The following is a 13616-nucleotide window of genomic DNA, read 5'->3' on the forward strand; positions in this document are numbered from 1 at the left end:
AAAGCGCGGGAAACACAAGAAAATTCTTCACGAACCCGCACCCGCGCAACGGGGGTAGGTCCGCCAGGTCAAGACGCCGGTCCGCCGCCCTTGCGGCTCAGGCTGGGCGTGGCCGGTTCAGACGCCGCGGCTCTCCCCCCACCCGGCAATCCTTCCCCCTTCAACGCCCGCCGAAACCCCCGGACGTGATGCCCCGGATGAACGCACGGTTTCCGGCGATGAACACGGCGAAGATGGGCAGGATGGCGAGCACGCTCCCGGTCATCAGCAGCGCCCAGTCGGTGTTGTACTGGCCCCGCAGGGTGCTCAGGCCGACCGTCAGGGTGGCCATCTCGGGCCGGGTCGTCGTGATGAGCGGCCACAGGAAGTTGTTCCACTGGGCGATGAAGGTGAAGATGCCCAGCGCGCCGAGGGCGGGCCGCACCAGCGGCAGCATGACCCGCCAGAACACCTGGGCGTACGTCGCCCCATCGATGCGCGCGGCCTCCTCCAGTTCGCGCGGCACCGTCAGGAACGCCTGGCGCAGCAGAAAGGTCCCGAAGCTGCTGAAGGCGAAGGGCAGGATCAGCGCGGCGTAGCTGTCGATCCACCCCAGGTCGCGGATCAGGATGAAGTTGGGGATCAGCGTGACCTGCGAGGGGATCATCAGCGCGCTGAGGTACAGCAAAAAGAGGGCGTCGCGGCCCCAGAAGCGCAGCCGGGCGAAGGCGTAGGCGGCCATGCTGCACACCAGCAGTTGCAGCAGCGTGACGGCCCCCGACACGATCAGGCTGTTGAGCATCAGCCGCCCGAAGGGAATCACCCCGAAGATGCGCGCGTAGTTGCCGAACTGGGGGTCGGACGTGAGCAGGGTGGGCGGGTAGCGGAAGATTTCGGCGGGCGGCTTGACGCTCGTCGAGAGCATCCACACGAAGGGTGCGCACATCGCCAGGGCACCGGCGAGCAGGAGCAGGAACACCAGCCAGTTCAGGACGCCGGAGGTGACGGCGCGGGGCGGGACGACGGCCGCCGGGCGTTCCAGCACGTCAGTCATAGTGCACCCAGCGGTCTTGCAAGCGGTACTGGATCAGGGTCAGGATCAGGATGATGGCAAAGAGGATCATCGCGGCGGCGCTCGCGTAGCCCATCCGGTAGAACTGGAAGGCGTTCTGGTAGACGTAGTAGACGATGGTGTTCGTCGCGTTCGCGGGGCCGCCCTGGGTCATCACGAAGGCGAGGTCGAAGACCTGGAACGACCCGATCAGGCTCACGATGGTCACGAAGAAGGTGGTGGGCGACAGCAGCGGCAGCGTGAGGTAGCGGTGCTTGCGCCACCCCACCGCGCCGTCGATCTCGCCCGCCTCGTAGACCTCGTGCGGGATGCCCTGGAGGCCCGCCAGGAACAGCACCATCGAGTAGCCCAGGCCCTGCCAGATCGCCACGATGATCAGGGCGGGCAGCGCCCAGCGCGAGGAATTCAGCCACGCGGGCGGATTCTGCACGCCAATCATCCCCAGAAAGGCGTTCAGCACCCCGAAGTTGCTGTTGAAGATCCACGACCAGATCAAGGCCACCGCCACCGTCGAGGACACCACCGGCAGGAAGTAGATCACCCGCAGGGCCGTCTGCCCCCAGACCCGCCGGTTGAGCAGCAGGGCGATGAGAAAGGCGAGCACCATCTGCGCGGGCACGGTGCCGAGCACGTACAGAACGGTGTTGCCCAGGACCTTATGAAAGAGAGAATCACGCAGGATCAGGTCGGCGTAGTTCTGGAATCCGGCGAAGTGCGGGGCGGTGAAGAGGTCCCAGCGCGTGAACGAGATGCCGAAGGCGGCCAGGACCGGCAGCAGGACGAACACCAGGAAGAGCAGCAGGCTGGGTGCCAGGAACAGCCAGGCGCTGCGGGCCTCGGCGGCGGCCATCCGGCGGGACATCTCAGGCCTCCAGGCCGAAGATGTGGGCGGCGTTGCGGTAGAAGATGCGCTCCTGCTCGGCCTCGCTCAGCCCCATGTCGGTGAAGGCGGCGCGCCAGCGGGCCACGTCGCCCGCGATGCGGCGCAGGTCGCTGTCGCTCCCGTACACCAGCTTGCGCGGCGCGATCTCCCGCCCGATGTATCCGCCCTCCACGATGTGGTGGTGCACCACGTCGCCGCCGCTCACGTCGAAGTACAGCCGGGGCCGCCAGCGGGCGATGGCGCAGGCGGTGCGGTAGTCCGGCCAGCCCAGGTGCGCGCCGATGATGAACATTTCCGGGAAGTAAAAGGCGATGGTGTCGAGGTAGATGGGCTGCATCCGCGCGCTGGAAAAGCCGTAGGGCCGGGCGCGGATTTCCCGCCCCAGCCGCTGCACCAGCGCCTCCTCCTCGGCGCCCTCGGGGGGGGCCTTCCAGGCGTCCTCCTGGTCGCCCACGAGGTAGTCTACCGGGCCGCCCAGGATGCCGGTGTGAAAGAGAATACGCAGCCCGCGCGCCTGCGCCAGTTCGTAATAGGGGAAGTAGGCCGCGTCGTCGTAGTTGCGGCTCACGCCAATGATCTTGATGCCGTGAAAGCCGCGCTGGTAGAAGTCCTCCACCAGACTCACCGGGTCGCGGTCGAGGTCGAGCCGCCCCATCGCCAGCACGAGGTCCGGGCGGCTTTCCAGCGCGCGGGCCAGCGCATCGTTCCCGCGCCCCGGGTTGGCGAGCAGCCCCACCTTCACGATGCCGACCTCGGCGCAGACGTCCGCGAGTTCGTCGAGGAACCCCGCCTCGGCGTTCCGCGTGAAGAGGCGGTCCCAGTGGCCGTAATGCACATGCGCGTCGATGATCTTCAAGGGGCCTCCCGGTCTTGGGACAGGAGCGGGGGAACCGGGCACCGCACGTCCGACATAGCACCCGAGTTCCCGACTGGTGAACGACGACACGAATACGTGGAGCTGTGTCTTTTGCCCCTCCCCCTTGAACGCCTGATGTGCAATGCAGGACGGGCGGGCAGGTCGCGCAGAACCATTTTCCTCATCTGGCACGAGGGCGAGCTTCGCCCGCCACCCCTCTCCCCAACCCTCCGCTTCGCGGCTCTGCGAGTCACCCGCAAGGGGAGAGGGAGCAAAAAGCCCCTCCCAGACAGCAAGTTTCTACTGGACATCAAGCGTCTTGAGGGGGGAGGCCGGGTGGGGGTAAACGGCCAGAGCGGCCCCGAAAAATAGACGCACAACCTGCCGTGATCGTCTGCCAGGACACTCACTTCAGCAGCTTGTTCACGTCCGGCGCGATCTTGGCGAGGGCGGCGCTGGCGGTGCTTTCCCCGTTCCAGACGGTGTCCAGCGCGGGGTTGAGCAGGGTGTTGGTGATCTGCACATAGGACGCGAAGCTGGGGTAGACGCCGCCGCGTTCGCTCTCGGCCAGAAACACGTCCTTGAAGGGCACGTTGAAGGCCGCGCGGACCTGCGGGTTGCGGTTCATGGCGGGGACGGCGCCCCCGGCCTTGGCGAAGATGGCCTGCCCCTCGGGCCCCGCGAGGTACTTCAGGAAGGTCCACGCCTCGGCCTTGTGCCTGCTGTTGGCGTTCATCCCGAAGCCCGCGCCGCCCACGGTGTTCGCGCGCAGGCCGGTCGGCCCGGCGGGCAGGGGCGCGACCGCCCACTTGAAGGGTGCGGTCTTGAAGGTGGTTAGGCGCGCGGCGTTCGTCATCACCATCGCGGCCTGCCCGCTGGAGAAAAGCTGGGTGCTGTCCCCGATCTGCGCCATCTCCTGGAAGGCGGGCGCCACCTTGTCCTTGTTGATCAGGTCGGCGAGGAACTGGATGGCTTGCGCCCCCTTGGGTTGGTCGAGCAGGTATTGGGTGGGGTTCAGGGGATCGTCGAAGACCTTCCCGCCGTTCTGGTAGACGAAGGTGGGCCACTTGTTGTTCTCCAGCACCAGCCCGTAGCGCGTAACCCGGTTGCCGCTGCGCTGGGTGAGTTTCATGGCGGCATTCCGCAGGTCGTTCCAGCGCCAGTTCGCGGTCGGATAGGCCAGCTTCGCCTGGTCGAAGGCGTCCTTGTTGTAGTACAGCACCATCGTGTCGTTGTCGCGGGGGATGGAGTAGAGCTTGCCCTTGTACTGGTGAATCTTGAGAAACTCGGGGTTGTACTGACCAATCGGGAACTTGTCGCGCGCGATGTAGGCGTCGAGCGGTTCGAGCTGGCCCCGGCTGGCGTAGGTCGGCACGTTGGTGATGAACATCACGTCGGGTCCGGCCTTGGCGGCGAGCTGCGCGTCGAGCTTGGTCCAGTACCCCGACCAGGGCGCGTGCTGCACCTGAATCTCGATGTCGGGGTGGGCGGCCATGAAGTTGCGGGTGATCTCCTGAAAGGGCGGCAGCTCCGCCGGGTCCCCCCAGTACGAGAACACCAGCGTCGTCTTGGCGAGCGCGGGCGAGGCGAGGGCGAGCGAGGCGGTCAGGGCCGCGAACCAGAACTTGCACATGGCAAACCTCCTGTCCGGAAGGGACGGTGGAAGGCGGGGATCAGGCGCTCACGGGTGTGCCCGGCGTGCCGCACAGTTCCCGCGCGGCGGCCATCCGCAGGGCGAGGCCGATCTGGACAGCCGACCCTCCAGCGGCCTATCCGGGGTACGGCGCGGGGAGCCCCGGGCCAGCTCGGCGCGTGAGCCCGGGAAGGAGCTAGAACCTGTTGCGCGGTGTTCACGGCCGACTCCTGTACGCCTGCGCGCGATGACGGACCCACGAGCCTCTGGTTAAGGAAGGGAAATAAATGTTATTCTCCTCACAAGATCACGTCAAGCCCTTGTTCCTCCCGGACGCGAGGACGCGCCCGCTTTGCGGAACGACTCCCACGTCAGGCCGCGCGTCAGCCGAACGTGCAGCGGAGGTCCAGATGGACAAGATCGACCAAGCCTACGAAGCTGCCGTGGAGGTGCTGCGGGCCTGCGCCTCCCCGCTGGGCCTCAAGGCGAGCGCGCTCGCGGGAGGTTACCCGCACGTTTGGGCACGTGACGCGCCGATCACTTCGCTGGGAGCGTTGCTGACGGGCGACGCGGCGTTGCTGGAAGCCAGCCGGGCCAGCCTGACGACGCTCGGCGCGCACCAGAGTGAACTGGGCATGATCCCGCTGAACGTGGACACCCGCAGCGGACAGGTCACCACGGAGAACGCGGGCGCCATCGACGCCAACCTGTGGTTCGTGCTGGGGCACTACGCCCTTCACCGCCACACGGGTGACGACGCCTACCTGCGCTCGCAGTGGGGGCGCATCGGGGCCGCGCTGACCTGGCTGCGCTACCAGGACATGAACGGCTGCGGGCTGCTGGAGGCGCCCGAGGCGGCGGACTGGGCCGACCTGTACGCCACCCGCTACAACACCCTGTACGCCAACGCGCTGTACGTGGGGACGCTGGAGGCGGCCTCCCGGCTCGCGGCGGCGCTGGGGGAGGACCCGGCCCCCCACCTCGCCCGCGCCGACGACGTGCGCCGCAAGGTGAACCTGCTGCTGTGGCTTGACCGCCCGTGGGACGGGCACCGTTTCGGCGCCCAGCTCGAAACCCTCAAGGCCCTGCGGCTGGAATGGTTCCTGCTGTATCAGCACACCGGGACCCTCACCGAGAAACCGTACTTCCTCCCGTGGGCGGGCTTCCGGGAGTTCGGGGACACCTTCGACGGCTTCGGCAATATGCTCGCCATCCTGTTCGGGATTGCCGACGAGGCCCAGGCGGCGAGCATCCTCGATTACGCGCACGCGGCTGGCACCGACGCCCCGGCGCCGCTCAAGGCCTTCTTTCCGCCCATCTACCCGGGCGACCGCGACTGGCGCGAGTACTACCGCAGCCGCAACCTCAACCTCCCCGACCAGTACCACAACGGCGGCATCTGGCCGTTTCTGGGCGGCTTCTACGTGCTCGCCCTGCACCACGCGGGACGTGGCGAGCGGGCGCACGAGGCTCTGCGCGCCCTGGCCGACGCGAACGAGCGGGGCCGGACCCGCCCCTGGGAATTCAACGAGTGGCTGCACGGCCGCTCCGGGCGACCGATGGGCCACCCCCTCCAGGCCTGGTCAGCGGGCATGTATCTCTGCGCCTACCATGCGCTGCGGCGGGGCGAGGCGCCTCTCTTGCCCCCCTGCCCCCCCAGGAGCGGTGACCCCTGGGCGGGGGCCAGCGGGTAAGGCGTCGTCCGGCGGGGCGTCGAACTGGCCTGCGGCGGTTCTGGCAACTTCACTTTGCCTGACCCGGCGATCCCAGGAAGGCAGGTTCGCCGCTGCCTGAACCCCCAGGAAACATGAACCCCCAGGCCCCATCCCTATCGTAGCTTCTGCTTGACGAGTTGCCGCTTTTACTTTACGCTCGGGGGGTGACCATCCCACCCGTCACCCTCCACTCGCACGTTCGGGCTTTGCGGGAACGGGCGCATCTACGGCCCAGCGAACTGGCCCGGCGGGTCGGGATTTCGCGGCAGGCGCTGCACAAGATCGAAACCGAGGCCTATCCCCCCAGCACGCTGATCGCCTTCCAGCTTGCCCAGGCGCTGCATTGCCGCGTGGATGAGCTGTTCACCCTCGTCCCTCCCGGGGTCACCGCGACCCTCTGCGCGACTGTGACGGGAGACACCCGCGTTCAGTTGGCCCAGGTGGGGGAGCGCCTGCTGGCCTTTCCGCTGAGCGGCACCCCGGGCTTCCGGCAGACGGCCGATGGTGTCGTCCGCCCGGCGGTGGGCGAACAGGCCGAACCGGGTGAAGTGCACGTCGAGCTGCTGGGTTCACCCGACCGGCTGCCGCGCACCGCCGTGCTCGTCGGGTGCGACCCGTCGCTGGAACTGCTCACCTCCCACGCGGCGGAGCACGCGCCGGAGGTGAGGGTGCTGTGGCGCGCCGCCTCCAGCCTGGCGGCCCTGGAGGCCCTGACCCGGGGCGAGGCGCACGCCGCTGGCATCCACCTCTGGGACGCCGAAACCGGCCAGTCCAACCTGCCCTTCGTCGAACGCCTGTTCCCGGGGCAGGTCATGCACCTGCTCACCCTCTGGTCCTGGGAACAGGGGTTGATCGTGCCGCCCGGCAACCCCCGGGGCGTCACGGGACCCGCCGATCTCCTCCAGCCAGGCGTGCGCCTGGTCAACCGGGAAGCGGGCGCGGGGAGCCGCCTGCTGCTCGACGCCTGGCTGGGCCGGGAGGGCGTCACGCTCGCCGGGCGCCGCGCCCTCCCCGGCTATGGTGACGAGGTGCACAGCCACCTGGAGGCAGCGGGCCGGGTGGCCGCCGGGCGGGCAGACGTTGCGCCCGGCCCACGGTCTGCCGCGCAGGCGTTGGGCCTGGACTTCGTGCCGGTGCAGGTCGAACGCTTCGATCTGGTGGTGCCCGACGAGCACCTGCTCCACCCCGGCATCACCGCGCTGATCGAGGTCACCCGGACCGCGGCCTTCCGCGCCGACCTGGCCCTGCTGGGCGGCTACGACCCCGCCCATGCCGGAGAACGCTGGCACACCACCTAGGAGGCTTCATGCGCCAAGTCGCTTTCATTCTCGCCCTGCTCACCCTGGGGCAGGCGTCCGCCGCCAACCTCACCGTGTTCGCCGCCGCCTCCCTGACCGACGCCTTTACCGAACTCGGCCAGGCATTTGACGCGAAAACCGGGAACAAGACCATCTTCCAGTTTGCCGGGTCGCAGGCGCTGCGGACCCAACTGGAGAACGGCGCGAAGGCCGACGTGTACGCCAGCGCGAACGCAGCCCAGTACACGCCTTTGGTGGACAAGGGGTTGGTCACACCCGGACAGGCGTTTGTCAGCAACAAGCTCACCGTCATCGCCCCCAGGAACAACCCCAGGGTGGCCCGGCTGCCCGATCTCGCCGCACCGGGGGTCAAACTCGTCATCGCGGACAGGAACGTTCCGGTCGGGGACTACACCCGGCGGATGCTGGCGGCCATCGACCGGTCCGGCACCTACGGCAAGGACTTCTCCGCCCATGTCCTGAAGAACGTCGTGAGCGAGGAACCCAACGTCCGGCAGGTGGCCCTCAAGGTGCAGCTCGGGGAGGCCGACGCCGCCGTGGTGTACGTGACGGACGTGACCCCGGCCCTGAGGCCCTCGGTGCGGGTGATCGCGCTGCCCACCCGCTTCAACCAGAGCGCCACCTATCCCATCGGCGTGCTGAAGGGGAGCGCCAATCCGCAAGCCGCGCAGGCGTTCGTGCAGTACGTCCTGTCGCCCGAGGGCCAGCAGATTCTGAAGAAGTGGGGCTTTCAGGCCCCCCGTTGAAGTCGGGCAACAGTTCCGCCGTTCCCCACCCTCCTCCACGAAAGAAGGCGTCCCATGCAGATCAGCGCCCGCAACACCCTGCAAGGTCAGGTCACGTCCCTCAAGCTCGGGGACGTGGAGGCCGAAGTCACCCTCCAGGTCGAGGGCGGCGCCGAGATCACCGCCACCATCACCCGCGCCTCCGCCGAACGGTTGGGTCTGGCGGAGGGCCAGGTGGCCCACGCCGTCATCAAGGCCAGCGACGTGATGATCGCGGTGGACGACTAGGCCCACCGGCCCGATGAGCTGGAGTCTGACCAGGAGGCGTCAGGCCTCCCCCGAACCGACCCGGTCCGCAGTGCGCCGTCCCCGCCTGCCGGTGGCGCCGCTGCTGCTGGGCAGCCTGATGACGCTGTTCCTGCTCCTGCCGACGCTGGTGGTCCTGGGGCGCGGGCTGGGCGCGGGCTTCCTGCCCACCCTGCTCAGCCCGGTGGTGCTGGACGCCCTGCGGGTCAGCCTGTGGACGACCGCCACCACGCTGGGGCTGACAGTGCTGCTCGTCACCCCGGTCGCCTACCTGCTGGCCCGCTTCGAGTTTCCCGGCAAGGCGGTCCTCGACACCCTGCTCGACCTGCCCATCGTCCTGCCCCCGGTGGTGGCCGGGGTGGGGTTGCTGCTGACCTTTGGCCGCAGTGGCCTGCTGGGACCGCCCCTCGAACTGGCGGGGATCAGCCTGGCCTTTTCCCCGGCGGCGGTGGTGCTGGCGCAGCTCTTCACCTCGGCCCCCTTTTACCTGCGGACGGCCAGGGCGGGCTTCATGGCGGTGGACCGGGAGGTGGAGCAGGCCGCGCTCACGGACGGGGCGGACCGCCTGCGGGTCTTCCGGTTCATCACCTGGCCGCTGGCCTTTCCCTTCCTGCTGGAGGGACTGGTGCTGACCTGGGCGCGGGCGCTGGGGGAGTTCGGGGCGACCATCCTGTTTGCGGGGTCCTTGCCGGGCCGCACCCGCACCATCACCCTCGCCATCTACTCGGCGCTGGAATCGGACCTCGCCCCGGCCCTGGTGCTCTCGGCCGTGATGGTCCTCCTGGCGTTCGCGGTGCTGCTGTTCGTGCGGGGCCTGGCGGCGCGGCGCGGGGGCTGACTGGGCGAGGCGGGCGCCCGGGTTCCCTTGCCGGAGGCGACACGTCCGCCAGGGTCGCCCCGCTCCCATAGAACGCTTGATGTGCATTACAGGTCAGGCGAACAGGGCGCGCAGAACTGTTTTTCTCGTCTGGCACCAGGGCAAGCTGCGCTTGCCACCCCTCTCCCCAACCCTCTCCCTTTACGGGAGAGGGAGCAAAAGAACCTGTCCGGGACGATGAGTTTGCTATTGCACATCAAGCGTCCTAGAGCAGAGGGAGTTCCCGAAAGGCCGCTCCACAGCTTGTCGGTTCTGCCTTCGGAAGCCGCGCGAAGAAGGTGTTGACTGCTGCTCAACCCGGACCCCCTCTTCCTGAGCCTCTCGGTTGCCCCTTCACCGCTCGCTGCCCTCTGACCAGCAATTAATTTCAACGCTCCCCACCTTGACAAAAATAATTTTCACCTTATTGTTGAGGCATCTCATCCTGTCGCTGCGGCGACCTGGAGGATTCGCTTGGTCCGAATGCTGCCCGAATGTCTGGCCCCCGCCTGGAGAGGCCCGGTGTCCTCGCCCCTCCCTGCGGCGCGGGCGACCGGAACTTCCCGGTGGATCACCGGGGCCAGCAGGAGCGTCCCCACGCTGCCCCGCCGCGAGCTGTTGCCCAGGCTGGAGCCTGGCGCGTGAGCCGCACGCTGCGCGGGCAACTGGTGCTGCCCGGAGGCGTCGTGCCGGGTGAACTCCACTTTGGCCGGACGCTGGAGGCGGTCATGCCCCAGGCGGAGGCTCCACAGGACGTGTTCATCCTGCCGGGGTTCGTGGACACCCACGTCCACGGCGGAGGAGGGGGCGACACGATGGACGGCCCCGGAGGCATCCGCACCCTCGCCCGCCTGCACGCGCGGCACGGCACCACCACCCTGCTCCCCACCACCATCACCAACCCCTGGGAAAAGGTGCTGGCTGCCCTCCAGGCCGTGCGGGAGGTGATGGAGGCTGGAGGCGTGGTAGGCGGTGCAGACGTGATCGGTGCCCACCTGGAAGGCCCCTTCATCAGCCCTCAGCGGCTGGGCGCGCAGCCAGCACACACCACGCTGCCTACCCCTGACCGCGTGGCGGAAGTGCTGGACAGCGGCGTGGTCCGCGCGGTCACCCTCGCGCCGGAATTGCCAGGCGCGTGGGAGGCGGCCCTCACCTTCGCCCAGGCAGGCGTCCGCGTGGGCATCGGTCATACGCGGGCCGACGCGGAGATGGTGTCCGCCCTGCTGGACGCGGTTCATTCGGCGGGTGGACGAACCTGCGCCACGCACCTCTTCAACGCGATGGGCGGCATCGAGGGCCGCCAGCCCGGTCCCCCCGGCGCCCTGCTGGCCGACCCACACGCCTTTCTGGAGGTGATTCTGGACGGCATCCACGTCCATCCCACCAGTTTCCGGCTCGCCCACGCCGCCGCGCGGGGCCGGGTGGTGCTCGTGACCGATGCCATGCGCGCGGCCGGACTGGGCGACGGCGAGAGCGAGCTGGGTGGGCAGCCTGTAACGGTGCGGGATGGACGCGCCACCCTGGAGAGTGGCTCGCTGGCGGGCAGCGTCCTCACGCTGGACGTGGCGCTGAAAAATGCCGTGCGGGCGGGCATTCCCCTTCCCGAGGTCAGCCGGATGCTGAGTGCGGCGCCCGCCGCTTCTGTGGGCCTGACCGACCGGGGGTGCCTGGAACCCGGCCTGCGGGCCGATCTCACGGTCCTCGACCGCGACCTGAACGTCGTTCAGGTGTACGTGGCCGGACTTCCCCTGCTGGAGAACACCCCATGACGCTGTCCGACCCCCTGATGTTGCAGGAGGCGCGCGAGGCCCCCCGGGTCGTCCGCCGCCAGTCGCGCGAGAACGCGGGGGCCGTGCACGCCCTCGCCGCTGCCATCCGCGAACGCCGCCCGCCCTACGCCGTGACGGTCGCGCGCGGCAGCAGTGACCACGCCTGCACCGTCCTGAAGTACGCGCTGGAAACCCAGCTCGCCCTGCCGGTCGCCAGCCTGGGGCCGAGCGTGCATACCCTCTACGGGGCGCAACTGGACCTGCGCGGCGCGCTGGTGATCGCCGTCTCGCAGTCCGGCGCGAGTCCCGATGTCGTGGAGAATGTCCGCATGGCGCGGGAGGGCGGCGCGACCACCGTCGCTCTGGTGAATGTCGAGGACAGCGACCTGGCCCGCGAGGCCGAGTTCGTGCTGCCGCTGCGCTGCGGCGAGGAGCGGGCGGTGGCCGCCACAAAGAGCTACCTCGCCAGCCTGACGGCCCTGCTGCCGGTGGTCGCGGAATTGACGGGGGACGCCACGCTCAAGCAGGCGTTGGAGAAACTACCCGAAGCACTGGAGCGCACGCTGTCCCTGGAAGACCAGGCCCGCGACCTGGCGGAACGTTACCGCTTCGCGGACAATCTGCTGGTGCTGGCACGGGGCCTGCACTTCGGCGTGGCGCAGGAAGCGGCGCTGAAGCTGAAGGAAACCTGCGGCATCCACGCCGAGGCCTATTCCGCCGCCGAATTCAGCCACGGCCCAAAGCGGCTGCTGGCCGAGGGGGTGCCGCTGCTGGGCTTCACGTCCGCTGACGCCGCCGCCGCCGCGACCGCCCGCGCTTATGCCGACCTGTCGAGCGGCGGCGCGGACCTGCGGACTATCGGCCCGGCAGTGGACAGCACCCTCACCACGCCCCAGACCGGGCACGCCCTGACCGACCCGGTGCCCAGTGCGCTGGCCTTTTACCTGTTCGCCGCCCACCTGGCCCTGCACCGTGGCCTCGACCCCGACGCGCCACCGCTGCTCAGCAAGGTCACCAAGACGCGCTGACGGGGACAGCAGGCACCCCGAGCCCTCAGCCCAGGGCGGTGGGCTTCTGATCTGTCTCGTTCGGCTACACGACCCCAGCCGCAGCCAGCGGCAGGTGACCGGGCGCCTCGCCGCTGATCAGGGCCTGTGCGGCCGCTGCGGCGTGGGTCGGGCGTGGCGGCGCTTGCGGTGGCCCTGTCACGAACCAGCACAAGCTGACCGCAAGATGAATCCTTCTGTTAGACTGGCGACACCCGGCCAGTCCATCCACCTCGCCTTTCCCGCACCGTTGCCGCCTGGCGGTGACTCCGCGATTCCAGCCCTGGGGGTGAAACCATCTCCGACGACCTGCCCGCCATCCCCCACGCCCAGCTTCCGCCCGCCGAGGGGCGAGATCGGGTTCTCTTCGAGCGCGCGCCGGTCGCCTACCTCCTGCTGGATCAGGCGGGGACCATCCGGGACGCCAATCTGCGGGCGGGGTCGGACCTGGGCCTGCCACGCGCCCGCCTTCAGGGCCGCCGCTTTTCCTCCTTGACGCCCTCAGCCCATGCCAGCACCCTCACGCTGTTCCTGCGGCAGGTGTTCGGCCAGCCGGGACCCGTGCGGGTCGAACTTCCCCTCCTGCGGCAGGGAGGCTCCCCCTTTCACGCCCAGATCGAGGCGGAGGCGGAAGGGGACGTGTGCCGCCTGACGTTCATGGATATCAGCGCGGGGCGGGCCGCGCGGGAGGAACTGCTCCGCGTCCAGCACGCCCTGGAAAGCCAGGTGGAGCGGCACGCCGCCCAGGTGCAGGAAGTCACTCAGGAGCTGGAGTCCTTCGTGACCGCCGTGATGCAGGAGATGGACGGCCCGCTGAGGCGCATCCGGGCCTGCGCGGAGCCGCCGCACCGCCAACCGGAGGTGCCCGCCGGGGAGCAGGCCCTGGCCACGGGCCGGATTCTGGATGCCGTAGACCGGCTCGAGGCCCACATGCGCGCCCTGTCCTTCTTCTCCAGCGCGAGCCGACAACGGCTGAAGTTCGTGTCCGTGGATCTGAACCGGGTGCTGGCGGCGGTGGTCAGGAAGCTGTCCCCGGAATGGGCAGGCCGGGACGTGCACCTGACCCACGACCCCCTGCCCGTGGTGCGCGGGGATGTGGGCGCCTTGCAGACAGTCTTCACCCAGCTCCTGACCAACGCGCTGAAGGCGACCCGGGGGGCGGCGTCCGCCCGGATTCACGTGGGGGTCAGGGAACTGGAACGCGAGCTGGCGCTCTTCGTCGAGGACAACGGGATCGGCTTCAACATGCGCTACCGGGAACGGCTCTTCACCCCCTTCGGCCACCTGCACCGGGAGGAGGACTTCGGGGGGCCTGGCCTGGGGCTGGCGCTGGTCCGGCGGCTCGCCCTGCGGCACGGTGGCCGGGTGTGGGCCGAGGGACGGCCCGGCCAGGGGGCCACCTTCTGGCTGGCCCTCCCCAGGAGTGCGGCGGAAACGTAACCCGGCCCCGCTGGGCA

The 13616-nt window shown here is 69.0% G+C and carries 12 protein-coding genes; 8 read left to right on the top strand and 4 right to left on the bottom strand.

The features are described from left to right. Nucleotides 1–160 precede the first annotated feature (160 nt). The 4 genes from E5F05_RS02190 to E5F05_RS02205 all read right to left on the bottom strand — a co-directional run bounded on the left by E5F05_RS02190 (nt 161) and on the right by E5F05_RS02205 (nt 4423). Nucleotides 161–1033, bottom strand: coding sequence for a carbohydrate ABC transporter permease (locus E5F05_RS02190; RefSeq protein WP_146719839.1), 873 nt, complete (start codon nt 1031–1033; stop codon nt 161–163). Beyond that, the gene (locus tag E5F05_RS02195; protein WP_146719840.1) at nt 1026–1913 is read right to left on the bottom strand and encodes a carbohydrate ABC transporter permease; all 888 of its coding nucleotides are present in this window, start codon (nt 1911–1913) and stop codon (nt 1026–1028) included. The genes E5F05_RS02190 and E5F05_RS02195 overlap by 8 nt, the downstream gene beginning before the upstream one ends. Nucleotide 1914: 1 nt before the next feature. Continuing rightward, nucleotides 1915–2790, bottom strand: coding sequence for an amidohydrolase family protein (locus tag E5F05_RS02200; RefSeq protein ID WP_146719841.1), 876 nt, complete (start codon nt 2788–2790; stop codon nt 1915–1917). Between the two features lie 406 nt (nt 2791–3196). Next, on the bottom strand, nt 3197–4423 hold the full coding sequence (locus E5F05_RS02205; RefSeq protein ID WP_146719842.1) for an ABC transporter substrate-binding protein: 1227 nt from the start codon (nt 4421–4423) through the stop codon (nt 3197–3199). Between the two features lie 410 nt (nt 4424–4833). On the opposite strand from E5F05_RS02205, the gene E5F05_RS02210 reads away from it, so the two are divergent. The 8 genes from E5F05_RS02210 (at nt 4834) to E5F05_RS02245 (ending at nt 13599) form a co-directional block, all read left to right on the top strand. After that, nucleotides 4834–6117 carry an amylo-alpha-1,6-glucosidase gene (locus tag E5F05_RS02210; protein WP_146719843.1) on the top strand — a complete coding sequence of 428 codons (1284 nt, stop codon included), beginning with the start codon at nt 4834–4836 and terminating at the stop codon, nt 6115–6117. Between the two features lie 185 nt (nt 6118–6302). After that, on the top strand, nt 6303–7436 hold the full coding sequence (locus tag E5F05_RS02215; protein ID WP_146719844.1) for a substrate-binding domain-containing protein: 1134 nt from the start codon (nt 6303–6305) through the stop codon (nt 7434–7436). A gap of 8 nt (nt 7437–7444) precedes the next feature. After that, nucleotides 7445–8203 (top strand): molybdate ABC transporter substrate-binding protein, encoded by a 759-nt coding sequence (gene modA / locus E5F05_RS02220; protein ID WP_146719845.1) that lies wholly within the window; start codon nt 7445–7447, stop codon nt 8201–8203. A 54-nt stretch (nt 8204–8257) separates the two neighbouring features. Beyond that, entirely contained in the window at nt 8258–8470 is a 213-nt protein-coding gene (locus E5F05_RS02225; protein ID WP_146719846.1) for a TOBE domain-containing protein, read from the top strand. A gap of 118 nt (nt 8471–8588) precedes the next feature. Then, nucleotides 8589–9326 (top strand): ABC transporter permease, encoded by a 738-nt coding sequence (locus E5F05_RS02230; RefSeq protein ID WP_184117661.1) that lies wholly within the window; start codon nt 8589–8591, stop codon nt 9324–9326. Between the two features lie 659 nt (nt 9327–9985). Continuing rightward, nucleotides 9986–11113: an N-acetylglucosamine-6-phosphate deacetylase gene (gene nagA / locus E5F05_RS02235; protein WP_244944477.1), complete on the top strand. Its 1128-nt coding sequence runs from the start codon at nt 9986–9988 to the stop codon at nt 11111–11113. Beyond that, nucleotides 11110–12141: an SIS domain-containing protein gene (locus tag E5F05_RS02240; RefSeq protein ID WP_146719849.1), complete on the top strand. Its 1032-nt coding sequence runs from the start codon at nt 11110–11112 to the stop codon at nt 12139–12141. Before nagA ends, E5F05_RS02240 begins: the two co-directional genes overlap by 4 nt. A gap of 432 nt (nt 12142–12573) precedes the next feature. Continuing rightward, nucleotides 12574–13599 (top strand): sensor histidine kinase, encoded by a 1026-nt coding sequence (locus E5F05_RS02245; RefSeq protein ID WP_244944478.1) that lies wholly within the window; start codon nt 12574–12576, stop codon nt 13597–13599. Nucleotides 13600–13616: the final 17 nt, after the last annotated feature.

Origin of the sequence: Deinococcus metallilatus, from assembly GCF_004758605.1 — a bacterium.
In the GTDB taxonomy this organism is placed as follows: Bacteria; Deinococcota; Deinococci; order Deinococcales; family Deinococcaceae; genus Deinococcus; species Deinococcus metallilatus.